The 24,315-nt window shown below is 73.2% G+C and carries 22 protein-coding genes; 10 read left to right on the plus strand and 12 right to left on the minus strand.

Features of this window, described 5'->3' with window-relative positions:
- Positions 1-27 precede the first annotated feature (27 nt).
- Genes ACN9M0_RS07210 through ACN9M0_RS07225 form a run of 4 tightly spaced genes read right to left on the minus strand, consistent with a single transcriptional unit; the run spans position 28 to position 4,408 of the window.
- Entirely contained in the window at positions 28-816 is a 789-nt protein-coding gene (locus ACN9M0_RS07210) for an amino acid ABC transporter ATP-binding protein (RefSeq protein WP_426403310.1), read from the minus strand.
- Positions 813-1,709: an amino acid ABC transporter permease gene (locus ACN9M0_RS07215; protein WP_366041355.1), complete on the minus strand. Its 897-nt coding sequence runs from the start codon at positions 1,707-1,709 to the stop codon at positions 813-815. Before ACN9M0_RS07215 ends, ACN9M0_RS07210 begins: the two co-directional genes overlap by 4 nt.
- Positions 1,710-1,757: 48 nt before the next feature.
- Entirely contained in the window at positions 1,758-3,563 is a 1,806-nt protein-coding gene (locus tag ACN9M0_RS07220; protein WP_366041354.1) for an FAD/NAD(P)-binding protein, read from the minus strand.
- Complete coding sequence (locus tag ACN9M0_RS07225) at positions 3,560-4,408, minus strand: amino acid ABC transporter permease (protein WP_426403311.1); 849 nt, start codon at positions 4,406-4,408, stop codon at positions 3,560-3,562. Before ACN9M0_RS07225 ends, ACN9M0_RS07220 begins: the two co-directional genes overlap by 4 nt.
- A gap of 446 nt (positions 4,409-4,854) precedes the next feature.
- Between ACN9M0_RS07225 and ACN9M0_RS07230 the strand changes: the two genes are divergently transcribed.
- Complete coding sequence (locus ACN9M0_RS07230) at positions 4,855-5,334, plus strand: GNAT family N-acetyltransferase (RefSeq protein WP_366041352.1); 480 nt, start codon at positions 4,855-4,857, stop codon at positions 5,332-5,334.
- On the plus strand, positions 5,331-6,296 hold the full coding sequence (locus tag ACN9M0_RS07235; protein WP_366041351.1) for an ABC transporter substrate-binding protein: 966 nt from the start codon (positions 5,331-5,333) through the stop codon (positions 6,294-6,296). The genes ACN9M0_RS07230 and ACN9M0_RS07235 overlap by 4 nt, the downstream gene beginning before the upstream one ends.
- A gap of 44 nt (positions 6,297-6,340) precedes the next feature.
- Here the strand turns inward: ACN9M0_RS07235 and ACN9M0_RS07240 are convergent, their stop codons facing one another.
- Positions 6,341-7,585 (minus strand): DUF5685 family protein, encoded by a 1,245-nt coding sequence (locus ACN9M0_RS07240; RefSeq protein WP_366040564.1) that lies wholly within the window; start codon positions 7,583-7,585, stop codon positions 6,341-6,343.
- Between the two features lie 322 nt (positions 7,586-7,907).
- Between ACN9M0_RS07240 and ACN9M0_RS07245 the strand changes: the two genes are divergently transcribed.
- Positions 7,908-8,342 (plus strand): cell division protein SepF, encoded by a 435-nt coding sequence (locus ACN9M0_RS07245; protein ID WP_030315727.1) that lies wholly within the window; start codon positions 7,908-7,910, stop codon positions 8,340-8,342.
- A gap of 43 nt (positions 8,343-8,385) precedes the next feature.
- Here ACN9M0_RS07245 and ACN9M0_RS07250 read toward each other — a convergent pair whose 3' ends face one another.
- On the minus strand, positions 8,386-10,350 hold the full coding sequence (locus ACN9M0_RS07250) for an MFS transporter (protein ID WP_426403312.1): 1,965 nt from the start codon (positions 10,348-10,350) through the stop codon (positions 8,386-8,388).
- Positions 10,351-10,821: 471 nt separating this feature from the next.
- Here ACN9M0_RS07250 and ACN9M0_RS07255 point away from each other — a divergent pair, with 471 nt between their 5' ends.
- Positions 10,822-11,625: a phosphatase PAP2 family protein gene (locus tag ACN9M0_RS07255; protein ID WP_366040562.1), complete on the plus strand. Its 804-nt coding sequence runs from the start codon at positions 10,822-10,824 to the stop codon at positions 11,623-11,625.
- Between the two features lie 65 nt (positions 11,626-11,690).
- On the opposite strand, the gene ACN9M0_RS07260 is transcribed toward ACN9M0_RS07255, so the two are convergent.
- On the minus strand, positions 11,691-11,906 hold the full coding sequence (locus ACN9M0_RS07260) for an I78 family peptidase inhibitor (RefSeq protein WP_366040561.1): 216 nt from the start codon (positions 11,904-11,906) through the stop codon (positions 11,691-11,693).
- 309 nt (positions 11,907-12,215) lie between these two features.
- On the opposite strand from ACN9M0_RS07260, the gene ctaD reads away from it, so the two are divergent.
- On the plus strand, positions 12,216-13,910 hold the full coding sequence (gene ctaD, locus ACN9M0_RS07265) for an aa3-type cytochrome oxidase subunit I (RefSeq protein ID WP_366040560.1): 1,695 nt from the start codon (positions 12,216-12,218) through the stop codon (positions 13,908-13,910).
- Here ctaD and ACN9M0_RS07270 read toward each other — a convergent pair.
- The 4 genes from ACN9M0_RS07270 to ACN9M0_RS07285 form a co-directional block, all read right to left on the minus strand.
- Complete coding sequence (locus tag ACN9M0_RS07270; protein WP_366040559.1) at positions 13,867-14,835, minus strand: helix-turn-helix transcriptional regulator; 969 nt, start codon at positions 14,833-14,835, stop codon at positions 13,867-13,869. The genes ctaD and ACN9M0_RS07270 overlap by 44 nt on opposite strands.
- A gap of 389 nt (positions 14,836-15,224) precedes the next feature.
- Positions 15,225-16,499 carry a glycosyltransferase gene (locus ACN9M0_RS07275; RefSeq protein ID WP_366040558.1) on the minus strand — a complete coding sequence of 425 codons (1,275 nt, stop codon included), beginning with the start codon at positions 16,497-16,499 and terminating at the stop codon, positions 15,225-15,227.
- Positions 16,500-16,570: 71 nt separating this feature from the next.
- Positions 16,571-17,863 (minus strand): ABC transporter substrate-binding protein, encoded by a 1,293-nt coding sequence (locus tag ACN9M0_RS07280; protein ID WP_366040557.1) that lies wholly within the window; start codon positions 17,861-17,863, stop codon positions 16,571-16,573.
- The gene (locus ACN9M0_RS07285) at positions 17,841-18,350 is read right to left on the minus strand and encodes a hypothetical protein (protein ID WP_426403313.1); all 510 of its coding nucleotides are present in this window, start codon (positions 18,348-18,350) and stop codon (positions 17,841-17,843) included. The genes ACN9M0_RS07280 and ACN9M0_RS07285 overlap by 23 nt, the downstream gene beginning before the upstream one ends.
- Positions 18,351-18,449: 99 nt before the next feature.
- On the opposite strand from ACN9M0_RS07285, the gene ACN9M0_RS07290 reads away from it, so the two are divergent.
- From ACN9M0_RS07290 to ACN9M0_RS07300, 3 genes are read left to right on the plus strand one after another with little or no spacing between them, the layout of a single operon-like run.
- Positions 18,450-18,848: a hypothetical protein gene (locus ACN9M0_RS07290; RefSeq protein ID WP_399697939.1), complete on the plus strand. Its 399-nt coding sequence runs from the start codon at positions 18,450-18,452 to the stop codon at positions 18,846-18,848.
- The gene (locus ACN9M0_RS07295; RefSeq protein ID WP_426403314.1) at positions 18,836-21,496 is read left to right on the plus strand and encodes an ABC transporter permease subunit; all 2,661 of its coding nucleotides are present in this window, start codon (positions 18,836-18,838) and stop codon (positions 21,494-21,496) included. Before ACN9M0_RS07290 ends, ACN9M0_RS07295 begins: the two co-directional genes overlap by 13 nt.
- Positions 21,493-22,149, plus strand: a complete 657-nt coding sequence (locus ACN9M0_RS07300) for an ATP-binding cassette domain-containing protein (RefSeq protein ID WP_366040554.1) — start codon at positions 21,493-21,495, stop codon at positions 22,147-22,149. Before ACN9M0_RS07295 ends, ACN9M0_RS07300 begins: the two co-directional genes overlap by 4 nt.
- Positions 22,150-22,154: 5 nt before the next feature.
- Here the strand turns inward: ACN9M0_RS07300 and ACN9M0_RS07305 are convergent, their stop codons facing one another.
- On the minus strand, positions 22,155-22,844 hold the full coding sequence (locus ACN9M0_RS07305; protein ID WP_366040553.1) for a transglycosylase family protein: 690 nt from the start codon (positions 22,842-22,844) through the stop codon (positions 22,155-22,157).
- 227 nt (positions 22,845-23,071) lie between these two features.
- Between ACN9M0_RS07305 and ACN9M0_RS07310 the strand changes: the two genes are divergently transcribed.
- The gene (locus ACN9M0_RS07310) at positions 23,072-23,854 is read left to right on the plus strand and encodes a hypothetical protein (RefSeq protein ID WP_366040552.1); all 783 of its coding nucleotides are present in this window, start codon (positions 23,072-23,074) and stop codon (positions 23,852-23,854) included.
- A gap of 140 nt (positions 23,855-23,994) precedes the next feature.
- Entirely contained in the window at positions 23,995-24,315 is a 321-nt protein-coding gene (locus tag ACN9M0_RS07315; RefSeq protein ID WP_399697950.1) for a hypothetical protein, read from the plus strand.

A 24,315-nucleotide genomic window follows, 5' to 3' on the forward strand; every position in this document is an offset into this window, starting at 1 on the left:
GTACTGCTCCTGTGGATGAGAGGCGGGTCAGAGGACCTTGGAGAGGAAGGCGCGGGTCCGCTCGTGGCGCGGACTGTCGAGCACCTCGGCGGGCGGGCCCTGCTCGACGATCCGGCCCTCGTCCATGAAGACCACGGTGTCGGCGACCTCGCGGGCGAAGCCGATCTCGTGGGTGACGACGATCATGGTGGTGCCGGAGGCGGCCAGGTCCTTGATGACGTCGAGGACCTCGCCGACGAGTTCGGGGTCGAGCGCGGACGTCGGCTCGTCGAAGAGGAGCAGGCCCGGTTCCAGGGCGAGCGCGCGGGCGATGGCGACCCGCTGCTGCTGCCCGCCGGAGAGCTGCTTGGGGTACGCCTCCGCCTTGTCGGCGAGTCCGACGCGTTCGAGGAGCTTCCGGGCCGCGGCCTCGGCGTCCTTGCGGGGGCGTTTCAGGGCCGAGACGGGGGCCTCGACGATGTTCTCCAGGACGGTGAGGTGCGGGAAGAGGTGGAAGTTCTGGAAGACGAAGCCGATCCGGGTGCGCTGCCTGAGGATCTCGCGTTCGCGCAGCTCGTAGAGCTTGTTCCCGGAGCGGCGGTAGCCGACGAGGACGCCGTCCACGCCGACCGTGCCGCTGTCGACCTTCTCCAGGTGGTTGATGGTCCGCAGCAGGGTGGACTTTCCGGAGCCCGAGGGGCCGAGGACGACGGTGACCTCGCCGGCCCGGACGTCGAGGTCGATGCCGCGCAGGACGTGGAGGGCGCCGAAGCGCTTGTGGACGGCGCGGATCTCGACCTTGGCGGTGGCGGTGGCGGTGGCGGTGACGGAGCTCATCGGGCGCTCCCCTTCGCGTAGTGGCGTTCGACGTAGTGCTGGACGACGGAGAGCGCGGTGGTGAGCAGGACGTACCAGGCGGTGGCGACCATGAGCAGCGGGACGACACGTCCGTTGCGGCCGTAGACGACCTGGACCTGGTAGAAGAGTTCGCCGATCGCCATGACGGAGACGATCGAGGTGCCCTTGAAGAGCGAGATGATCTCGTTGGCGGCGTTGGGCAGGATCGAGCGCATCGCCTGCGGCAGCACGATCCGCCGCAGCTGCCGGAGCCGGGGGATGCCGAGGGAGGCCGCGGCCTCCAGCTGGCCCTCGTCCACGGCGAGTACCCCGCCCCGGACGATCTCCGCCGCGTAGGCCGCCTGGTGGAGGGCGAGGCCGAGGACGGCGGCGCTCATCTCGCCGACGAGGCCCATCGTGTCGAAGGAGAGGAAGCTCGGCCCGAAGGGGATGCCGATGCTCAGTTCCTTGTAGAGGTAGGCCAGGTTGAACCAGAAGAGCAGCTGGACGATGAGCGGGATGGAGCGGAAGGCCCAGATGTAGCCGAAGGCGACCGACCGCAGGAACGGGCTGGCGGACAGGCGCATGAAGGCGAGGACGATGCCGATCGCGAAGCCGAGCGCGGTGCCGTGGAAGGTGAGCTGGAGGGTGACCCACACGGCACGCAGGATCGTGTCGGTGGTGAAGAAGGCGGCGAAGACGTCCCATTCCCAGCCGGGGTTGGTGACGAGCCCGTGGACGAACTGGGTGAGCAGCACGGCGGTGACGGCGACGGCGGCCCAGCGCCAGGGGTGCCGCACCGGGACGACCACGAGTGCGGCGGACGCGGACGGCGTGGCGACGGGGTCTTTCGTGGGCCGGACGGTGGCGGGCGGATCGCTGGTGAGAGACATGGCGGTTCCTCGGGAACGGGGCACGGAAGAGGAGAAGGGCGGCGCGGTTCAGGCGCTCAGCGGGGCGGGGAGCCGACACTCCCGCTCGCGCAGGAAGGCCAGGGCGGCCCGCGCGGCGACGTCGTTCTGCCCGAAGGCGACCCCGCCGGTACGGGGCCGGGTGAAGGCGCTCCCGGTGCGGGCGGTGGTGTGCGGGCCGAGGGCGAAGCGGCGCGGGTGCGGGCGCCCGTCGTGCTCCAGGATCCGGCCGTCGACGGGGTCGACGACGAGCAGGCCGCCGGTGGTGGTCCTGGTCCCCTCCTCGTACAGGGCGCGAAGGAGCGGGCTGCCGGTGAGCTCCGGGGTGGGGTCGGGGATCCGGGCCTCGACGAGGGCGCGGGCCTCGGTCCACTCCCCCGGTACGGCGGCGGACGCGGCCCGGAAGAGGCCGCGTTCCTCGTCGGTCTCGACGGTGACCTGGGGGCCGAGGAAGCGGACGACGCCGGCGCGGGAGAGTGCGAGGAGCTGCCGGAGCCGGGGGCCGGGCGGTCCGGAGGCGAGGTAGCTGAAGAAGCCGTGCCACCAGGCGCCGGGGTCCAGACGCTTGCCGAGCCGCAGGAGCTGGCCGTAGACGGAGAGCAGTCCGGCGAAGACGGCGGCGTCGGGGCTGTGGGCGGGGTCGTGGCGGCGGGTCAGGTCGTCGGTGATGTAGTCGCGCAGGCCCTGCTGGAGGGCTTCCGCGGAGGCGTAGCGGATGCCGTCCAGGGGGTGGTCGAGGGCGTCGAGGTCGAGCCGGTCGGCGGGGTCGGGGACGGCGGCGGCGACGACCGCGGCGATCTCGGCCCCGCGCGGCGGCGCCTCCTCGTAGGCCTTCGCGAAGTCGCTCCAGGCGAGCGCGGTCCGCTCGGGGTGGGTGGAGAAGAGCCGGTGGTAGTGGGCCCAGCCGAGTTCCTTGTCGATGAGCGGCCAGACGTCGCGCCGGAAGTCGACCGGTCCGGTCCGCTTCAGCAGGGCGTCGGTCTGCTCGGTGCCGAAGAAGCGGGGCAGCGGGGGCCGTTCGCCGTCGAGGACGTAGCCGATCTTCGAGTGGTACGGGACGCCCCGCCGCGATCCGACGTGGAGCACCGGCTCCTTGCCGGAGGGCACGTAGACGAGTTCGCCGTCCTCGTCCTCGTACCGTCCGCCGCGGCCCTCGGTGAGCAGCACCATGAGGTCGACGAAGGCGAGGCCGAAGCCGCGGACGAGGACGGGTTCACCGGCGGGCAGCGCGGCGAGGTCGGTGTCGGCGGTGAAGTCGGGCGGGAGGTGGACGAGCCGGTGGCGGGCGGCGAAGGCGGCGAGCTCGCGCTGTTCCGGGTCGGGTGCGGCGTCGAGGTGGCCGACGGTGAGCACGACGAGGTCGGCGAGGAGGGGCTCGGCGCCGCCCTGGAGCCAGACCCGCTGGCGTCCGTCGCGGGGACCGCCGATCCGCAGGGCGGTGGTGCGGTGCTCGTGGACGGTGACGGAGGCGGGCAGGGCGTCGCGGGCCCGCTCGTACACCCAGCGGAGATAGGCGCCCTGCTGGGGGCGGGTGGGGAAGGTGCGGCCGTCGATGCCGGCCCATTCGGCGAGGGTGGGGCCGGGGCGGACGGGTCCTGCGAGGTCCACGGTCTCGTCGGTGAACATCGTGACGTCCTCGGCCTGGGAGTTCATCCAGAGCAGCGGGGACTGTTCGGTGCGCCAGATCCGGCCGGGGCCTGGCGGGTGCGGGTCGACGAGGTGGACGTCGAGGGGGTGGTCGCCGTACAGCTCGGGGAGGCTGGCGGCGAGCCGTTCGAGGAAGCCGGTCCCCCGCGGCCCGGCGCCCACGATGACGAGGGAGGGGCGCGGGCTCATCGCGCACCGGCCGTGCCGCGTGCGTAGTGCCGCTCGACGTAGTACTGGCCGATGCCGAGGACCGAGGTGACGGCGACGTACCAGAGCGTGGCGACGAGCAGCAGCGGGATGATCTCGTACGTGCGGTGGTAGACGAGCTGGGTCGAGTAGAGCAGGTCCTGGACGGCGATGACGGAGACGATCGAGGTGCCCTTGAGGGTGCCGATCAGCATGTTCCCGGCGGGCGGGACGATCGCGCGCATGGCCTGCGGCAGCACGATCCGGGAGAGCCGGCGCCACCGGCCGAGGCCGAGGGACTGGGCGGCCTCGATCTGGCCGCGGTCGACGGAGAGGATGCCGCCGCGGACGACCTCGGCGGCGTAGGCGGCCTCGTGCAGGGTGAGGCCGATGACGGCGACGGCGACGGGTCCGAGGAGGTTGACCGTGTTCACGCCGAGGATCTGCGGGTAGAGCACGCCGATGTTGAACCAGAAGAGCAGCTGGACCAGGATCGGGGTGGACCTGAAGAACCAGACGTAGCCCCAGCTGACCGCGCGGAGCACGGGGTTGGCGGAGAGCCTGAGGGCGGCGAGCAGGGTGCCGAGGACGAAGCCGAGGGCCATGACGAGGGCGGTCAGCCACAGGGTGAGGCCGAGGCCGCGCAGGACGGACGCGGAGGTGAAGTACTCGGCGACGACGTCCCATTGAAAGGCCTTGTTGCGGACGACCGAGACGAGGGCGAGCGCGATCAGGACGAGGACGACGGCTGCGGCGGTCCACTGGCCGGTGCGGCGGGCGGGGACGACGCGCGGGGGTGGTTCGGCCGGCGGGGCCGTGGAGGGGGTTTTGACGAGGGTCGCGGACATGCGAGGGCTCCGTGGATGCCAGAGGGCGGATCGAACACGGGGGTGCGCCTTCACACGCGCTGAGCCGCGGATCCGGGCCCCTCAGCCCGATCCGCCCCTCGAGGCTATGCGGTCAACACGCCCCGCTGTCAAGGGTGTCCGCACTGTGAGCCGTACGTCTCATCGTGGTTGACGCGGTCACGGATGCCTGTTCCACTGGGGCCATGCATCCGCAGCAGCTGGTCACGCGCTCCCACATCGACTTCGGTCGCGTGTGGTCCTCTTCCTGTTGAGCCGACCCGCCGCTTCGCCCCGCCCGCGTGCTGTTTTCCGCGGCGCCTTCACACCCAGGCCCCTCGTGAGCGCCTGAGCTCTCCCTCCCCTCGCTCTGCCCTTCCCTTTTGTCGAGCTTCTTCGAGCTTCTTCGAGCAGCTCTCTCCTGCCCTCCTTCGCCGTGAAGGACCGTCATGACCTTCGCGTTGTCCGTGCACCGGACCACGACCACCGACCCCCTGGCGCGCCCGCTCCTCGACGAGCTGGCGTACGAGTACACGAGCCGGTACGGCTCCGCGCACGATCTGAGCCGCTACCCGGCGGCGGAGTTCGCCCCGCCGCACGGCGCCTTCCTGCTCCTCCTGGAGCAGGGCAGGCCCGTGGCGGGCGGCGCCTACCGCCGCTACGACGACACGACCGCCGAACTGAAACGGATCTGGACGCATTCGGCGCACCGCAGGCGCGGCCTCGCCCGCCGTGTCCTCACCGTGCTCGAACGGGAGGCCGCCGCCCGCGGCTACTCCCGGATCTATCTGACGACGGGGCCGCGCCAGCCGGAGGCCAAGGGCCTCTACCTGGCCAGCGGCTACCGCCCGCTCTTCGACGTGTCCGCCGATCCCGAGTCGATCGGCCCGCTGCCGTTCGAGAAATTCCTGGAGAACCCGAAGCCATGAGTACGCGCACGAGTTCCGGCACCGCACGCACCGCCCTCGCCTTCGCCCTGATCACCGCCGCCGCGCTCGGCCTGACCGCCTGCGCGGGCGGCGAGCCCGCGACCGCCCCGGCCGGGGCCACCGGAGCGCAGGGCGCGCTCCCGGCCGAGGACGTGGTCGCGGCGGTGAAGAAGAACGAGGCGGCGGCGAAGCTTCTCCCCGCCGACGTGCGGCAGCGCGGCAGCCTGGCGCTCGCCTCCTCGGTGGGCACTCCGCCCAGCTCGGCCTATCTGCCGGACGGCAGGACCGTCGTGGGCGTGGACGCCGACTTCTCGGCCGCCGTGGCGAAGGCCCTCGGTCTGGAGCTGAAGCGCGAGGTGGTCGGCTTCGAGGCGATCCTTCCGGCGCTCGGCAGCGGCAAGTACGACGTCGGCACCGGGAACTTCGGCGTGACCGAGGAGCGGCGGAAGACCATCGACTTCGTGACGTACGTCAACGACGGGCAGGGCTTCGCCGCCCGGGCGGACAGCAAACTGAAGGCGGTCACGGACCTGACCCAGCTGTGCGGCCTGAAGGTGGCCGTGAACGCGGGCACCACCTTCGAGCAGACCCTGGAGAAGAACAAGGGCCGGTGCGCGGAGGCCGGGAAGCCGGCGTACGAGGTGAACGTCTACAGCGAGACGGGGGCGATCTGGATGTCTCTCCAGCAGGGCCGCAGCGATGTCGTGATGAACACGATCAACGGCGTGCGGTACGCGGTGACGCAGCAGAAGAACCTGAAGTTCCTCAACGAGTACCGGCGCCTCGACGTCGGCTTCGCCTTCAGGAAGGGCACCCCGCTCGCGCCGGCCTTCCAGGCCGCGGTGAACGGCCTGAAGGCCGACGGGACGTACGACCGGATCCTGAGGAAGTGGGGAGTGACGGGCTCGGGCATCGCCACGTCACGGATCTCCCCGCCGGAGATCCCGGCGCCGAAGAAGTAGCGGGCCGGCCGGCGGGGCGGCGTGCCCCGCCGGCCGACGGGCCGTCAGCAGCCGTCGCAGGGACAGCAGCAGTCGCAGCCCGAGCAGTCGGGGCAGTCGCAGTCGTAGCAGCAGCCCTCGCGCTTCTTGCGGGACCAGGGCCCCTCGTATTCCTTGGCGCAGCAGATCTGGCAGGTGCAGAACAGCCAGGTGAACATGGCGCACCCGGCGAGGAAGCCGCGCGGCTTGGGGGCCTGGGGCGCACCGCCGCCGAACTGCGGCGGCAGGCCGCCGGGTCCGCCAGGACCCATGGGGCCACCACCGTAGGGGTTTCCGCCCCCGTACGGGTTCCCCCCGTAGGGGTTCTGCGACCCGTACGGGCCGGGGGCCCCGCCCCCGTACGGATTCCCCGGCACCGGCCCCTGCCCCGCTCCCGGCGCCCCGTGCGAGCAGCTGGTCGTGCCGAAGGCGCGGTCGACCGAGGAGCGCAGCTCGTGGGCGAGGAGGACGTGGGCGAGCCTGGCGTCGGCGAACTCGGCGTCCTTCAGGGCGAGGCGGATGCCGTGGAGGGCGTCGTCGGCGAGCCGGCGGGCCTCCTCGCGGGAGGTGCCGGTGGCGGTGAGCGGGTTCCAGGCGCCGGTCGCGGCGTCGGCGGTCTGGTCCTCGACGGCGTCGAGGAGGTGGGCGAGGCGGCCGAAGAGGCGGCCGGCCTCGGCGAGCGGCGCCGCGTTGTCCGGCCGGCCCGCGAGGACGGCGGTGTGCGCGAAGGCGGCGGCGGTCGCGGTCTCGGTCGGTTCGGTGACGGCGAGCAGGGGGGTGCCGATGCCGGCGAGGGACTCGATCCCGGTCTGGCGGTCGACGGCGTCGACGAGGACGGCCGTGTCGAAGCCGAGGGCCCGGCCGGTCCTGGCCCCGGCCTTGTCCCAGGAGCGGGCGACGCGGCGGGCCGCGGCGGCGACGGGCCGGCGGGCCAACAGGCCGTCCCGGTCGGCGACGTGGTCCCGTACCTTCGCCGAGGCGAGGACGAGCGAGACGGCGGCGGCGAGCCTGGCGCCCTCGCCGCGGGCGACGGGCGCGGTCCGCATGGCGCGCAGCGCGCAGGGCCCGGCCGTGCGGCGGCCTGCCTCGGTCACGCCGGTCTGAGCCTCCGTCAGGACGGAGACGATGAGCCCGTCGTAGTTGGTGACGACCCGGGCGAACTGCCCGTGGTCGGCGCGGAGTGCCAGGCAGAGGCCGCAGAGGTGGGCCATCCACTCGGTCTTGAGTCCGTCGGTGAGACGGTGGGTGCAGGGCCTGACGATTCCGAACAAGGACTCCCCCGTGAGTCGTGGGCTGTGGCGGGCGAAGGTCCGCCGAGCGGCCTCGCGGCATCGTAGCGAGCGGTGCCGTTCACCCGTACGCGCCCATCGTCACCCTTGTGGCCCGACTTTCATATTTTCAGCTACATGGCCCTCCATCAGGCCCCGCATACCGCAAGTTTCCTGACGAATCGCCAGGAAACGGCCCTCACGTTCTGCACCAGTACCGTCACGAATCCCCTGCGCGGCGCCTATCCACTTGGCGCGCGATCCGCATCATGGACGACGATAGGGATTGCGGAACCACAAGTGACCGCGCTGAAAGGAGGCGTCCATGGGATCGGTGCGCAAGGCGAGTGCCTGGCTGGGACTCGTCGAGGACAACGACGAGCGTTACTACGACGACGAGTACGCCGACGGTGCCGAGGGCGGCGACGCCTGGGTGACGGACCCCCGGGTCCGGGTGGCCACGGACACCGCCGAGGATCGGGGCCGCCGGATCGCCACCGTCTCCCCGGACGGCTTCCGGGACGCCCGGGGCATCGGCGAGCTCTTCCGCGACGGGGTTCCGGTGATCGTGAACCTGACCGCGATGGAGCCGAACGACGCCAAGCGCGTCGTGGACTTCGCCGCCGGTCTCGCCTTCGGTCTGCGCGGCTCGATCGAGCGCGTCGCGACGCGGGTCTTCCTGCTGACCCCCGCCGACACCCAGATCGTCACCGGCGAGACGGGCCGGCGTCAGCAGGACGGTTTCTTCAACCAGAGCTGAGCGGGTCCGCCGGCCCGGCCGGGCATCTCCCGACGGGGTCGGGTCAGTGCGCCGGACGTCCCGAGCCGGCGGACTCGATCGCTTCCCGGGTCGCGGGCACCCGCGGCTCGGACGCCTCCGGAGAACCGGACCGCTCCGAAGTACCGGATCGCTCCGGAGAAACGGTCCGCTCCGAGGAACCGGGCGGCTCCGGAGAAACGGTCCGCTCCGACGGACCGGGCCGCTCCGAAGTACCGGGCTGCTCCGGAAGGCCGGCCGTCGCCGAGGCACCCGCGCGCTCCGCCGGACCGGCGGGCGCCGCATCAGGCGCTCCCGCCCCCGTCGCCCCGGCCGGCTCCGTGCCCCGGGGCTCCGCATCCCGGTCCGGGCCCTCCGGGCCCTCCGGGGCCATGAACGCATCCGGCGTCACCGCCGCGTCGAAGGCCTCTTCCTGATCCACCGGACACTCCATGATCCGGGGCAGTCGCCGCGCCATCAGCGCGCCGACGATCAGCAGCGCGGCGCTCACGAAGAGCGTGACGTGCAGGCCGGTCACGAAGGAGTGCCGGGCGGCGTGGTGCAGCGCGTCACCGGCCGTGCCGCCGAGCTGATCGGCCACCTTGTACGCCTCGCCGAGCGAGTTCGCGGCGGCCCGGCTCGCCTCCGCGGGCACCCCGGGGACCCCGCCGAGCCCGGGGGCGTAGGCCGCGTTCATCACACTGCCGAGCATGGCGGTGCCCATGCCGGCTCCCAGCTGGTACGAGGTCTCGCCGATCGCCGCCGCCGCGCCCGCGCTCCGCGGCGGTGCCTCGCTGAGCATCGACTCGTACGCCGAGAAGAGCGTTGTCTGCAGGCCGAAACCGAGCAGCACGAAGCCCACCGTGAGCAGCAGCGGCCGGTCGTGCTGCCCCATGAGCGTGAGCAGCAGGACGGCGGAGGCCGTGAGCAGGAAGCCCCAGCCGACCATCCGGCGCGGCCCGACCCTGCGCAGGGTGTACGAGCCGGTGGCGCCGGCCGCCATGGCGGCGAAGGTCAGCGGGAGGAGCCGGAGCCCGGTCTCCAGGGGGCTGAGGCCGATGACCAGCTGGAGGTACTGGACGGCGATCAGCTGGAGGCCGACCAGGGCCAGCATGGCGATCACGATGCAGCCGACCGAGGTGGTGAAGGCCGCCCGGGAGAAGAGCCGTATGTCGATCAGCGGGTGCGGGCGCCGCTTCTGCCGTCGTACGAAGAGGACGAGGAGCGCGGCTCCGACGAGCAGCGGCCCGGCGGTCGGGAGGGCGAGCAGCGGGTCGCCGGCGCCCGCGCGCTTGATCCCGAGGACGCAGCCGAGGATGCCGGCCGCGGCCATGAGCGCGCCGAGGACGTCCCAGGGGCCGCCGGCGGCTCCCCGGGACTCGGGGAGGAGGCGGCGGCCGAGCGGCAGGATGAGCGCCATCAGCGGGATGTTGATGAGGAAGACGGAGCCCCACCAGTAGTTCTCGACGAGGAAGCCGCCGAGCACCGGCCCGGTGGCGGCACCGATCGCGGCGGTGGCGGTCCAGACGCCGATCGCGGTGGCGCGCTCCCGCCGGTCGGGGAAGACCGTCCGGAGGATGGAGAGCGTGGCGGGCATGATCATGGCGCCGCCGACGCCGAGCAGCGCGCGGGCCCCGATGAGGACCGAGGGCTCGGTGGCGAGCGCGGCGACCGCCGAGGCGATGCCGAACAGCGCGTAGCCGAGGAGGAGGACCCGCCGTCTGCCGATCCGGTCGCCGAGGGTGCCGAAGAGGATCAGCAGCGACGCGCAGACCAGGGGGTAGGCGTCGACGATCCAGAGCAGGGCGGTGGAGCTGGGGCGCAGGTCCTCGGTGAGCGAGGGGACGGCGACGTGGAGGATGGTCGCGTCGAGGGCGACCAGGAGAAGGCTGACGCAGAGCACGACGAGGACGACCCAGCGGTTCGCTCCACCGCGGTCGGTTCCACCGCGGTTGGCTCCACCGCCGACGGCGGCACTGGGGCGCCCTTGGGCCGTGTTCGTCCGCGACATGTACGTACCTCCCAGTGAAGCTCTCGCGCTCGGCGGGCCCCGACCAGGGCGTATGCCCCTGGGGCGGCCCGGCATCGACGGGCGAGTGAGCCGTCAGCGTACGCGAGTTCAAGGCCCGAGCGCGTGGTGCAGCTCTCACCCCGGCGAGGCTCGCGGTGTGGCGTACGCCACTCCGCGCCGACCGCGCGTCGCATGGAATTCCGCACGGACGTCTGTTTGAGGAAATTCACGGGCGTTCAAACACGCTTCCGGAATCTTCCCGTACGGAATAGGGCTGAAGGTCATCGGATTTCCCGACGGACGCCCGGAATAGACCGGTCGGTGAGACCCACTCCACATCACATGGTCATCACGAAGGGACCGGATCGACCGGGTCTGCTTCTCACTCCCTGTAACGTCCATTGGGTGCGTACCGACATCTTTGCCCGGCTGGACCGGGAGCCGGAACCGCCGAAGATAGAGGTCCCGCGGATGACCCGCACGCGTCTCGCCCTCTTCGGCGGGACGTCGGCGTTCTATCTCGCCATCATCGTGGCCGTCCTGCTGTCGACGTGGCTGGTGACCCTCGACTGGAAGATCATGCTCTTCCGTCCCTACCAGCAGTGGCCCGAGATCCACGGTTTCCTCGACTACTACGTCGTCCTCGGCCAGCGCGGCCCCACGGCCGTCATGGTGGCCGCCTGGCTGGGCTGGCGCTCCTGGCGCCAGCACACCCTGCGCCCCCTGCTGTGCCTCGGCGCCGCCCTTCTGCTGCTCAACGTCTCGGTGGGCGCGGTCAAGCTCGGGCTCGGCCGTCTCGGACCCCACTACGCGACCCAGGTGGGCTCCGCGGAGCTCTTCGCGGGGGGCGACATATTCCCCTCGGGGCACACCGCCAACGCGGTCGTGACCTGGGGCATCCTCGCCTACCTGGCGACCACCCCGAGGGCCCGGCGCTATCTGTCGGCCCTCTCGGCGGTGGTCGCGCTCGGTGTCGGACTCACCACCGTCTACCTGGGCACGCACTGGCTGAGCGACGTGCTGCTCGGCTGGGCCGCCGGGCTCCTCGTCCTGCTCGCGCTGCCCTGGTGCGAGCCGGTCCTGGCCGTGGCGGAGTCCTGGATCCTCGCCGCGCGCGACCGGGTACGGGAGCGGCTGCGGGACCGCCGCCGGCTCGTGCCCTCGCTGCCCGTGGCCTCCGGGGGCCCGCGTCCGGTCCGGGAGCCGGCCCGCGAGCCGGTACGGGAACCCGTGGGGGTGGCCGGCGCCCGGCGCGCCCCGGCGACCCGCGGCTGACACGCGTACGGAAGGGCCCCGGCCATCTCGGCCGGGGCCCTTCCGCGTGCGGTCCCGCCGGCTCCTCAGCCGACCCAGCAGCGGGTGACGGAACCGTCCTCGACCTCGAAGTTGATGCGCCCGTGCAGGTACTCCATGGTGATGATCGAGCCGGGCGGCAGGGACCGGACGACGCTCCAGCCCCGGGTCCTGGCGAGCCGCTCGGCGCCTTCGGCGTCGAGGCCCACATAGGACTCGGGAGCGTCGCGGGGCGGTTCGGGAGTGCGCGAAGTGGGTGACATGAACCTCACGTTAGTCCCTTGGCGGTCACGCTTGTGTCACAAGTTCTCGACATAAGTTTGGCCTGCCCGGCGCCGGTCGCGGGGAGTGTTTCCGGCCGTTTCTCCAGTAATTCGAATCGACGTCCATCAGTTCGCACGAAGGGTGCGGAAGCGCAGGTAAGGCGCGTTCAATTCGCCTCTTCCCGCAGGCCCGGCCCGAATTGCGTCGGCGACGCGCACCCCAGGCACGCACTCTTCCCTTACACAATGCTTACGCTGTCCGAACGCCCGGAGACGCGGAGCCGGGAGGACGGCGAGGCGGAGGCAGCGATGAGCAACGGGACAGCGACCGCGACCGCCGAATCGGGCCGGCAACGCCATGGCCGCGTCCTGATCGACTGGCTCACCACGACCGACCACAAGAAGATCGGCCACCTCTATCTGGCCACCTCGTTCGTCTTCTTCCTGCTCGCCGGGCTCATGGCGATGCTGATGCGGGCCGAACTGGCCCGGCCCGGACTCCAGCTCATCACGAACCAGGAGTTCAACCAGGCCTTCACCCTGCACGGCACGATCATGCTGCTGCTCTTCGCCACGCCCACCTTCGCCGGCTTCGCGAACGAGCTCGTGCCGCTGCAGATCGGCTCCCCCGACGTCGCCTTCCCGCGGCTGAACATGTTCTCGTACTGGCTGTTCCTCTTCGGCGGCCTGATGGTCCTCGGCTCGTTCTTCACCCCGACCGGGCCACCGGCCTTCGGATGGACCGCCTACGCCCCGCTGAACAGCCTGGAACGGATGCCGGGCATCGGCGCCGACCTGTGGATCATGGGACTCGCGCTCTCCGGCTTCGGCACGATCCTGACCTCGGTCAACTTCCTCGCCACCATCATCGGGATGCGGGCGCCGGGCATGACCATGTTCCGGATGCCGATCTTCACGTGGAACATCCTCTTCACCGCGGTCCTGGTGATCGTCGCCTTCCCCGTCCTCGCGGCGGCGCTGCTCGTCCTGGAGGCCGACCGGCGCCTCGGCGCCGTGGTCTTCCAGCCCCAGAACGGCGGAGCACTGCTCTGGCAGCACCTCTTCTGGTTCTTCGGCCACCCCGAGGTCTACATCATCGCGCTGCCGTTCTTCGGGATCATCAGCGAGATCATCCCGGTCTTCGCCCGCAAGCCGATCTTCGGGTACGCGACGCTGGTCGGCGCCACCATGGCGATCACCGGGCTCTCCGTGGTGGTCTGGGCCCACCACATGTTCGTCACCGGCGCGGTGCTGCTGCCGTTCTTCTCGATGCTCTCGTTCCTCATCGCCGTGCCCACCGGAGTGAAGTTCTTCAACTGGACCGGGACGATGCTGCACGGCTCGCTCTCCTTCGAGACCCCGATGCTCTGGTCCGTCGGCTTCCTCGTGTCCTTCCTCTTCGGCGGGCTCACCGGCGTCATCCTCGCCTCGCCGCCGATGGACTTCCAGGTCACCGACTCGTACTTCGTGGTCGCCCACTTCCACTACACGGTCTTCGGCACGGTCGCCTTCGCGACCTTCGCGGGCTTCTACTTCTGGTGGCCCAAGTTCACCGGCCGAATGCTCGACGAGCGCCTCGGGAAGATCCACTTCTGGACCCTCTTCACCGGCTTCCACATGACCTTCCTGGTGCAGCACTGGCTCGGCGCGGAGGGCATGCCCCGCCGGTACGCCGACTACCTGGAGGCCGACGGCTTCACCGCGCTCAACACCGTGTCCACCATCGGCGCCTTCCTGCTCGGCGCGTCCACCCTGCCGTTCCTCTACAACGTGTGGCGGACCTGGCGGTACGGGGAGAAGGTCGAGGTCGACGACCCCTGGGGCTACGGGCGCTCCCTGGAATGGGCGACCTCCTGCCCGCCGCCCCGGCACAACTTCGACGCCGTGCCCCGGATCCGCTCCGAGGCGCCCGCCTTCGACGTCCACCACCCGGAGTTCGCCGCGTACGAGCGGATGCGGATCAGCCCTCCGCGCGGTCGAGGGCCCGGGACAGGCGGTCCCTGAGCACCCGGACCGCATCCGTGAGCTCCTTGGGCTCGACCACCTCGAAGTCGAAGCCCATGAACATCACGTGAAACACCATCATGTCCAGGGTCCGCGCCCCCGTCCGCAGCAGACATGCGTCCTCGCCGTCCGCCGTCAGGACGCCGTCCAGCGGGGCGACGACGGCGGCCGCCTCGGCGAGCGGGACGAAGAGCCGGACCGTCGCCTCCGCCGCGTAGGCGGTGCCGGACACGCCCTTCGCCACATAGGCGGCCAGGTCCTCGGCGGGCGGCTCGCGGGGCGGGAAGCGGGGGCCGTGCGGGGGCGTCGGCTCGATCCGGTCGACCCGGAACGTACGCCAGTCGGCCCGGTCCAGGTCCCAGGCGACCAGATACCAGCGCCGCTCCGTGCACACCAGGCGGTGCGGTTCTACGGTCCTGCGGGTGGCCGCGCCGCCGTGGTCGCGGTAGGCGAAGCGGAGCCGCTCGCTGTCCCGGCAGGCGTTGGCCAGTTCGGTGAGGACCGCCGGGTCGACCCGCTCGTTCGGGGTACGCAGCAGGGGCACCGTGAAGGCGTTGAGCGCCCCGATCCGCCGGCGGAGCCGGCCCGGCAGGACCTGCTCCAGCTTCGCCAGGGCGCGTACGGAACTCTCGCCGATGCCCTCGACGCCCTGCCCGGCGGCGGACCGCAGCCCGACCGCGACCGCGACGGCCTCCTCGTCGTCCAGGAGCAGCGGGGGCAGCTCGGCCCCGGCGCCGAGCTGATAGCCGCCGCCGGTACCGGGACTGGCGTGCACGGGATAACCGAGCTCGCGCAGCCGGTCGACGTCCCGTCGCACGGTCCGCGAGGTGACCCCGAGCCGCTCCGCGAGATCGGCCCCGGACCACTCGCGATGAGCCTGAAGCAACGACAGCAGACGCAACAACCGCGCGGAGGTCTCCAACATGCCCCCGAGTCTGCCAGCCACCCCACCACCCCCGTTGTGGGCATAGGTTCCGCAAGGGCGATGGGGGTCCCCCCTGCTCGAGCGAAGCCGAGAGCTCGGGGGAGGGTGGGCACAACGGACGGCGCCCCGTGCCGGGCCTAGGCTCCCGAGCCCTGACCCGCACCCGTTGTGCGGCGCTCCTGGGGTGCGGGTCCAGGCACGGAAGGCGGAGGCGCCGCTGAGGGCGCCGTCCCGTGTGCCCACCCGTCCCGCCCTTGCGGAACGTATGCCCACACGGCAGGTGGGCGGGGCGGCCGCGCAGCGGGGAGCGGGCCCCACACGGGCGGGTGGTGGGCGCGGGCACCGCCCCCCTGCGCGGTCGCGTCGAGGCGGGCCCCCGTGAGGTCGCGTCAGCGGAAGCGGCGGATCAGGCGGCCCGCCCTCGCCTTCTGGGCGTACACCGCGTCGATCACCCGCCCCACCACCCGATGCACCCGCACCCGCCCCGCCGCATGGACCCGCCGCCCCGCGCCGCGCGCGACGAGCTCCGACCACAGCGCCTCGTGCCGCGCGGCGATCCGCGCCGGGTCGAAGCGCTCGGACGCGGCGAGTGCCGCCCGTCCGGCCTTGGCCCGGAGCTCCTCGTCCTCGACGAACGAGCGCAGCGCCGCCGCGACGGCGGCCACGTCGTCGACCGGCACGAGCCGCCCGTCGACCCCGTCCTCGATGATCTCGCGCGGCCCGTTCGGGCAGTCGGTGGAGACGACGGGCAGCCCGCACCGCATGGCCTCGACGATCGTCATGCCGAAGGACTCCCGCTGTGAGGTCACCGCGGCGATCGAGCCCTTGGCCCATTCCGGTTCCATGGGGGTGACGGTCCCCATGAGGAAGACCTGCTCGCCGAGGCCGCGGTCCTTGATCTGCCGGGTCAGCGGGCCCTTGAGGTCCTGGACGGCGTCGCCGGAGCCGTAGATCCGCAGCTTCCAGTCGGGGTGGTCCGCGGCCACGGACGCGAAGGCGTCGATCAGCACGTCGTACCGCTTGACGCGGGTCAGCCGGCCCGCCGCGACGACGGTCTTCGCCGCGGGGTCGGCGGGCGGCACCGAGGGCGCGGGCACGCTGTTGGGCACGGCCTCGATCCGTACGCCGGGCAGGCGGAGCTTCCGGTAGGCGCGGGCGTCGGCCTCGGTGACCGTGGTGACGGCGTCGAGGAGCGCGTACTCGTGGGCGATGTCCCGGCGGAGCCGGTAGCTGTGGCCGTCCAGGATGAGGTGTTCCTGGCCGACGAGGACGGGGCCGCGCCGGGCCTGCCGGGTGAGGTGCACGTTGAGCCCGGGGCGGGTGGCGACGAGGACGTCGGCCTCCACGCCGCGCAGGTACTCCCCGATCCGGGTGTCGGTGAGCGCGCTGTACTGCTTCCAGCGGCCGTCGCCGCGCGGGAAGACCTCGGCGGGGCGGTGGAAGTCGGGGTGGTCGCCGTCGTATCCGGGGCTGTCCTTGCGCAGGTCGACGAGGTGGCGCAGGGTCACCCCCGCGGGCAGGCCGAGGAACGGGCGGTCACGGTGACGGAACACCGAGACGATCTCGACCTCGTGACGTTCCGCCAGTTCCTCGGCGAGCGTGAAGGTGGTGCGGATCGTGCCGCCGTAGTGGTAGCCGTTGTGGAGCAGAAAGGAGATACGCATCGCGCTGCCGGTTCCCCCCGGTCAGTCGTTTGGTCGGTCGCCCGACTGTACTGCCGGTGCGCGGGCGCCGCTCACGGGCGGTAGCCGAGCTGCGGGACGGTCGCGCAGTTCTGTGTCATGTCGCCCTGGCTCACCCAGCCCCGCCCGTCCTGCCAACGGGCCACCGACAGGCAGGTGTTCCGGGTCGCGGGCGGCCTGGCCAGGTGCTCGAACCGGACGGGGAGGAGCAGTCCGCGCGCGGTGTACGGCTCCGGACGATTCATGAACTCCTCCACGCAACCGCGGGTGAGCGCGCCCCGCGCCAGGCAGGAGCGGGCCGCGTCGGTGAACCACATCGCCGCCGCCCACCCCTCCAGCTGCCACTGCGACAGGGGCCGGTCCCCCATCGCCGTGCGGAACGCGCGGACGGCCGGCTGCCCGGTGTCCTCGTAGTTGCGGCTGGAGCCCGTCACCCACAGGGCGGCCCGGCAGCCGGGCGCCCGGGCGTAGTCGCGGGAGACGGCCGAGGACCAGTTCTGCACGTTGGTCACCTTGGCGGCGACCCGGACGCCGAGGCTCTCCATCGCCTCGCACAGGCGCACGTTGCCGTGGGTGTCCATCGCGTCGAAGAGGAGGTCGACGTGCTCGGCCCGCAGATCGGCGGCGACCGCACGGAAGTTGGGCAGCGCGAAGTCGACCTGTTCCTCGACGACCCGGTAGCCCTCGGCGCGCAGCCCCCGCGTGACGAGCCGGGCGTAGGCGGCGGAGGCGGCCTGGTTGTACGAGACGACGGCGGCGGTCCGCGCGCCGAGCTTCTCGCGGAACCAGTGGTAGACCTCGGTCCCGCCGTACAGCGTGCCGCCCCAGCCGGGCTGCCGGCCGGTGCGCGGTGCGGAGCTGCCGTAGATCCCGTAGAGGTGCGGGTAGGTGTCGTAGGCGGGGGTGAGGGGCTGGCCGCCGATGTCGGGGACTCCGGCGCGGGCGACGAGGGGAGCGCCGGCGTAGTTCAGGGCGGTGGTGGCGACGAGTGCGAAGACCCCGCGCTCGTCGATCAGCCGGTGCACGCACGCGTTGTTGCCGACGCCGCTGCCGCCGTCGTCGCAGGTCTCGACCTCGATCCGGCGTCCGTCGAGGCCACCGCGCGCGTTGAGGGCGTCGAACCAGGCGCGGGCTCCGTCGCGCGGGCCGGTGAAGGTCTGGCCGCCGACCGGGCTGGTGGTGCTGGTGATGATCCCGACGCGGAGCGGCTCACCGCCGGAGGGGTTGGCGGTGGGCCGCGTCTCGAAGGCGCGCTCCGGGAGCCGGCTGCCGCACCCCGCGAGGAGGGCGAGCAGCACGGCCAGGAGCAGCGCCGCGACCGCCTCAGCAGCCCTGAACGGTGACACCGCTCAGCTCGACCAGGCCGCACAGGGTCTTCACGGAGACCTTCCAGGTGTCGTTCTGGAGGATGGAGGTGCCCTGGGAGCCGGGCAGGGCCGGGGCCCCGCCGACCAGCAGGTCGTAGGTGACGTTCGCGTCGGTGGCCGAGGTGAACTCGATGCCGGTGACCTTCGCGGAGGTCATGGCCGCGTTCTTGTCGCCGGCGAAGGCTCCGAGCACCGGCCGCATCTGCTCCCCGTTCTCCAGGAGCTTCACCTTCTCGGCCACGGGGGTGTTCGGGTCGAAGAACGCCGTCCAGTTCTTGGTGATCTGGGCCTTGGCGGCGGCCGGATCGGCGGGCTGGTCGGCCGGTGGCGGGGAGGACGAGACCGTGCCGCCGGTCTTCCCGCCGCCGTCGTCCGAGCAGCTCACGAGGGCGGGCGCCAGGCCGAGGACGGCGACGGCCCCGAGGACCGCGAGGCGGGAGCGTCCACCGCGTCGTTCGAGGACCATCTGGCTCACCACCGGGTGTCTCGCCAGTCCGGAGCGGCTGGTGTTACCAGGGTGGGACGGATCGGGGCATAGTGCAAGGAAGAGACGAGGGAGGCCTCCGTGCCGACATCCCGGATCCTGCTGTGGGGCGGTCTCGCGGCGGCCGCCGGGGGCGCGGTGCTCTGCGTGCTCGGCTGGTACGGGATCTCCGGCGAGCGCTTCGCGGAGCGCCAGCTGCCCTATCTGGCCTCGTGCACGGTGCCGGGGGCCGCGCTGCTGGTGGTGGGCGCGGTCCTCGTCGGTGCGGCGGCGCTGCTTCCCGTAGGCCCTCCGGAGCCGCGCCTCCCCGAGCCGGAGGAGACTCCTCCGCCGTCCTCGGACGGCCCCCTCCTGCGGGTCCCCGGCGGGACCCTCGCGCACCGCCCGGACTGCCCGCTGGTGGAGGGGAAGGCGGAGGCCGTGGAGGCGGGGGACGCGGAGCTCGCCCCCTGCCCGGTGTGTGAGCCGTGGCCTCCCTGACGTACGAGCTGACGCTCGCCGGCCTCGCGGTGGGCAGCGCCGCCGCGCTCACCGGCATCGGCCTGGTCGTCACCTACCGGGCGACGGGGGTCCTGAACCTGGCGCACGGCGCCGTCGCCATGGTCTGCGCGTACGTGCTCCGCCAGCTGGTGGTCGAATGGGGCTGGCCGCTGCCCCTGGGCGCCCTGGTCACGCTCCTTCTCGTCGCCCCCGCCATCGGCCTGGCGCTCGACCGGGGCGTCTTCCGCCCGCTCGCGCTGCTCGGCTCGAACCCGGCGCAGACCCTGGTGGCGACGATCGGCGTCTTCGTCCTCCTGGTGGGCGGGGCGGTGCTGCTGTGGGGCCCGGGGGCCCGGGACGACGCGCCGGTGCTGCTCGGCGACGATCCGTGGGCGCAGCTCGCCGCGGTGGTGGCGCTGGCCTGCCTGGTGGGGGCGGTGACCCGGTGGACGCGGTTCGGCCGGGAGCTGCGGGCGGTGGTGGACAACCGGCCGCTCGCCGTCCTGGCGGGCATCGACGCCGACCGGGTCGCGGCGGCGGGCTGGGCGTTCGGCTCGTTCACGGCCGGGCTCACGGGTGTGCTGCTCGCCCCGTACGTACGGCTCGACCCGTACGGGATGCCGCTGCTCGTCGTCGAGGTGATCGCGGTCGCGGTGATCGCCCGGATGCGGTCCCTGCCAGTGGCCGTGGCGGCCGCGCTCGCCATCGGGGTGGCCCAGGCGCAGCTGACCCGGCTGCACCCGGAGGGCTGGGCGGGACCGCTGCTCCAGGCCGTCGGGGCGAACCTGTTCGTGGTGGCGCTCCTGGTGGCGGCGCTCGTCCTGCCGGGCGTCGGCGGCAAGGGCCGGGACGCGCTGCCGCCGCCGTCGCGCGCCACGCGCGTGCCGACGGCCGTGTGGCTCGTGGTCGGCGTCCTGCTGCTCCTGCCCCTCGGGTTCGCGGGCTCCGACCTGCACACGGCGGTCCAGGTCCCCGCGCTCGCCGTGATCCTCCTGTCGCTGGTCGTGGTGGCGGGCCGGGGCGGCCAGATCGCGCTGGGCCAGGCGGCGTACGCGGGCCTGGGCGCCCTCTTCACGGCGCTCCTGGCGGCGGCCGGGCTCCCGACCCTCCTGGCCCTGGGTCTCGCGGTGCCGATGGTGGCGGTGGCGGGCCTGGTGACGGCCCGTCCGGCGATCCGGCGGCACGGCCTGGCCCTCGCCCTGGCGACCCTCGCCGTGGGGGTGGCGGTGAGCCGCTTCGTCCTCACCCAGCCGTACGCGACGGCGGGCCTGGCCCTCGGCCGCCCGGCGGGCTTCGCCGACGACCGCGCCTTCTACGCCCTGGAGCTGGTCGTGCTGGCCTGCTGCCTCGCCCTGGTGGCCGCCCTCCGCCGGGGCCGCACGGGCCGCGCGCTCGCCGCGCTGCGGGACCACGAGCCGGGCGCCGAGGCGTCGGGCGTCCCGGTGCCCCGCCTCAAGCTCCTCGCCTTCGTCCTGGGCGCGGCGCTGGCGGCCCTCGGCGGCGGGCTCCTCGGCCTCGGCCTGCGCGCCTTCGACCCGGAGCAGTACGACCCGGTCCGCGGCCTGCTCTGGTTCGCCGCGGTCCTGGTCCTCGGCGCGGACAGCCTCCTCACCCCGCTGGCCGCGGCGGCCCTCCTGACGACCCTGGACGCGGGCCCCCAGGCGGGCACGGCAGCGGCCCTGATAGGCCTCCTGGCGGCGTTGACGGGCCGAGTACCGCCCCTGATGACGCTGCTGCCGCAGGGGAGACCGAGCGGCTGGGCGGCTGCTGCGGGCGCTCCTGGCCCGGCGTCTGTGGGGCACAGCCCACCGCCCTCCCACGGGCCGTCGGCCGCCGACGGCGCGGAAACCCCCACGGGAAGACCCGCACCTCTGTCGACAAGCGGCACGCGCGGTGCGGGTGGGAACCCTGGTCCGCCCGAAGGGCGGACGCACCCCCACGGCCCGCCGGCCGCAGACAGCGCCAGGTCCCCCGCACGAAGACCCGCACCCCACACCGGACTCCACGCGCACGACCTCACTCTCACCTACCCCGGAGGGGTCACCGCCCTCTCCCACGTCACCCTCGGCCTCTCCCCCGGCCGCGTCACCGCCCTCGTCGGCCCCAACGGCGCCGGCAAGAGCACCCTCTTCGACTGTCTCGCCGGGACCCTCCGCCCCCGCCGGGGCCAGGGCCGGATCACGCTCGACGGCACGGACATCACCTCTCGGTCCGCCCACGCCCGGACCCGCCTCGGCATCGCCCGGACGTTCCAGCGGCTCGCCGTGTTCCCGTCGCTGACCGTCGAGGAGAACGTCCGCCTCGGCGCGGAGCGGGGCCATGTCCGCGGGGACCCGGGCGGCGTGGAGCGGAGCCTGCGGCTGCTCGGGCTCGCCGGGCCCGTACGGCACCGCGCGGCGGCGGACCTGCCCACCGGAACGCTGCGCCGGGTCGAGCTGGCCCGCGCGCTGGCCGGACGGCCGCACACGCTCCTCCTGGACGAGCCCGCCGCCGGACTGGACGCCACGGAGACGGCCGCGCTCGCCCGGATCCTGGCGGCCCTCTCGGCGGACGGCCTGACCGTCCTCGTCGTCGAGCACGACCCGGACCTCGTCGCCGGGATCGCGCACACGGTGCACACCATGGAGGGGGGCCGGATCCTGTCGTGAGCGTCGAGATGGCCCTGCGCGCCGCCCGGGTCCGCTACGGCCCCCTGGAGGCCCTGCACGGCCTCGACCTGCCCGTGCCGGGCGGGACGGTCACGGTTCTCCTGGGCCGCAACGGCGCGGGCCGGACGACCGCGCTGCGGGCCCTCGCCGGCACGGTGGGCCTCTCGGCGGGCCGGGTGGAGTGGCGCGGGGCCGACGTGACCCGCATGCCGGCGCACGGGCGGGCGCGCCACGGGCTGTGCTTCGTACCGGATCTGCGGGCGGTGTACGCGGGGCTCACGGTGGCCGAGAACCTCGCGCTCGCCGCGCCCGGGGTTCCCGTGCCCGACGCCACCGCCCCGTACCCGGAGCTGGTTCCTCTCCTGTCGAGGACGGCCGGGACCCTGTCCGGCGGGGAGCGCCGGATGCTGGCGCTGTCCCGCGCGTTCCTCGCACGCGCGCGCGTGGTGCTCGTCGACGAGCCGTCGCTCGGCATGGCCCCGCCGGTCGCGGCCCGTACGTACCGGATGCTCGCGGCGCTCGCCGTGGAGCGCGGGGCGGCCGTGGTCCTGGCCGAGCAGCGCGTACCGGACGGCCTGCCGCCCGGTTCGCTGGTGCACGAGCTGCGGCGCGGCTCCCGCGCGTCGAGCGGGGAGCCGGCCGAGTACCTCTGAGCCCCCTAGGGAACGTCGATCCGCAGCATGGTGCCGACGACGATCCGGTTGGGGTCGGCCCCGATGAGGCTCCGGTTCGCCGCGTACAGCGCCTGCCACCCGCCCTTGATCGCGAAGCGGCGGGCGATGGAGGCGAGCGTGTCGCCGGCCTGGACGGTGTGGACGCGCCCGTACAGGCCGTACCGCTTGGAGCAGACGGGCCAGGCCCCCCATCCCTGGGTGCGGAGCACCTCCTCGGCGACGGTGATCTGCTGCTGCCGGGTCGCCAGGTCGGCGCGGGGGGCGTACTTCAGGCCGCCGTGCTCGACCCAGGTGGGGTGCCAGAACTGGAGCCCGCCGTAGAAGCCGTTGCCGGTGTTGGTGTGCCAGCGCCCGCTGCTCTCGCACTCGGCGACGCATCCCCACGGCCACTGGTCCTGCGCACAGGCGTACGAGGGGACGGAAGCCGCCTCCCGGAGCGCGTCCGAGGCGCCCAGGAGCGCGGCGGAGGCCTCCCGGACCCCGTCCGGCACGTCCCGTACGACCCCGGCCGCGTCCTCGACCGAGCCGGGTACGTCCCGGACGGCACCGGCCGCCTCCGGGACGGGCCCGGCGGACGTGTCCCGGGCCTGGGCGGGCGCCGGGGCCAGGGCCAGGAGCGCGGCCGCGGACGCCGCCACGAGGGAACCGGCTGCCCAAAATCGGATCTTCGACATCGAGGCAGGCTAGGCAGCCCCCCGGCGCCCCCGGCCCGTGCCGCGCGGAACACTGTTCACACCCCACCCGGTCGGAGTCACGGCCCCCCGGACCCCGGCCCGCACACGCCGGTGGCAAGTTGCCTCGGCTTCGCGCGTGACCCCGGCCGAGGCTGGCCCGTTGAACTCGGCATGAGACGCCCGGGATCGGCCCGGCGTCCCCCCGTACCGAGTCCAGGGAGCCCCCCGTGCCGCGCATGCTCGACGTCAGCGAGGACGTACGCGCCGAGATCGGCGACGAAGAAGCGGACCGGCTGCTGGCCGGCGACAACGCCCCGGGCAGTTACGACTGCACCTCCTGCCGCACGCCGGGAGACTCCGACCAGGAGCGCACCAGCACGGTGCTGTTCGTCGGCGACGAGACCGCGGTCCTCGCGTTCGCCCACGCCAGCTGCATCCCGTCGCAGGTCGTCCGGGTCGCCGAGGAGCAGCTCCAGGGCGCCGTCGCCTCCATCGCGGCCTCCGACGCCGCCGACGCGCTGTCCGCCTCCCACCCCGAGCAGGCCGTGCTCGGGGTCACCAGCGGTCTCGTCCTGATCGAGGGCGAGCTGCACCCGGCGCTCGTCGTGGAGCCGACCGCCCCGGTGGCCCGTCCGGGTTCGGACGGCCTCACCGACGAGTTCCTTCCGCTCCTGGCCGAGCAGGGTTTCCGCCCGGTCATGGACCTGGGCGAGAAGCCGGCCGTGCTGCCGGGCTGGTCGGTCCTGGTCGCCATGGGCCAGCTGCACTCCGTGCTCCAGCCGGGGCCGGGCGGTGCCGGTCAGGCCGCCTGGTGGCAGGCGCACCAGCCGCTCCAGGTCACCGAGGGCTGGCGCGCGGCGGCCAACAAGTCGCACACGGTCCTGGTCTTCGCCGCCCCGGTGGGCTCGATCGGCCAGCAGCCGCGCGAGGACCTGCTGCGCGACGCCCTGGAGAAGGCCGCGGCGAACGGCCGTCTGGTGGCCGCCGCGATGCCGCTGGCCGGCACCTGATGGAGGACGGCCGGCCGGGCATAGGGCGGGCGCGGTTCCCCGGGGCGGGGGCGGGTGTTCCGACCGTGCCGCGGCCCCGGGGCGCTCCCCTTTCGGAGAGCCGCCCGCATCCGACGGGCGGCGGTGTCGTTGGCACCTATGTGCACCCATACGACCCCTTCCTCCAGCCGAATCCGAGCCCGATCCCTTCGATGCGCCCCGCGCAGGACGTCGCGGCGGGCCCTTCGCCCACACCGATCTTCGACGCCCTGTACTCGGAGTACCGCAGGTCGTTCCGTACGCTGCCGGGCGACCGCAGCGGCGAGGAGGAGCTGAGCTTCCGGGCTTTCGGCACGGTCCTGAGCACGGGCGTGTACGGGCAGGGGCACCGCCACGCGGCGGCGTATCCGACGGCGTGGTCGGCGCAGCCGCACCCGCCCGCCCAGGCGGCGCTGCCACCGGGGCCCCGCAGGGGTCTCTGA

This window comes from Streptomyces sp. R-07 (assembly GCF_049913175.1).
Taxonomy (GTDB): Bacteria; Actinomycetota; Actinomycetes; order Streptomycetales; family Streptomycetaceae; genus Streptomyces.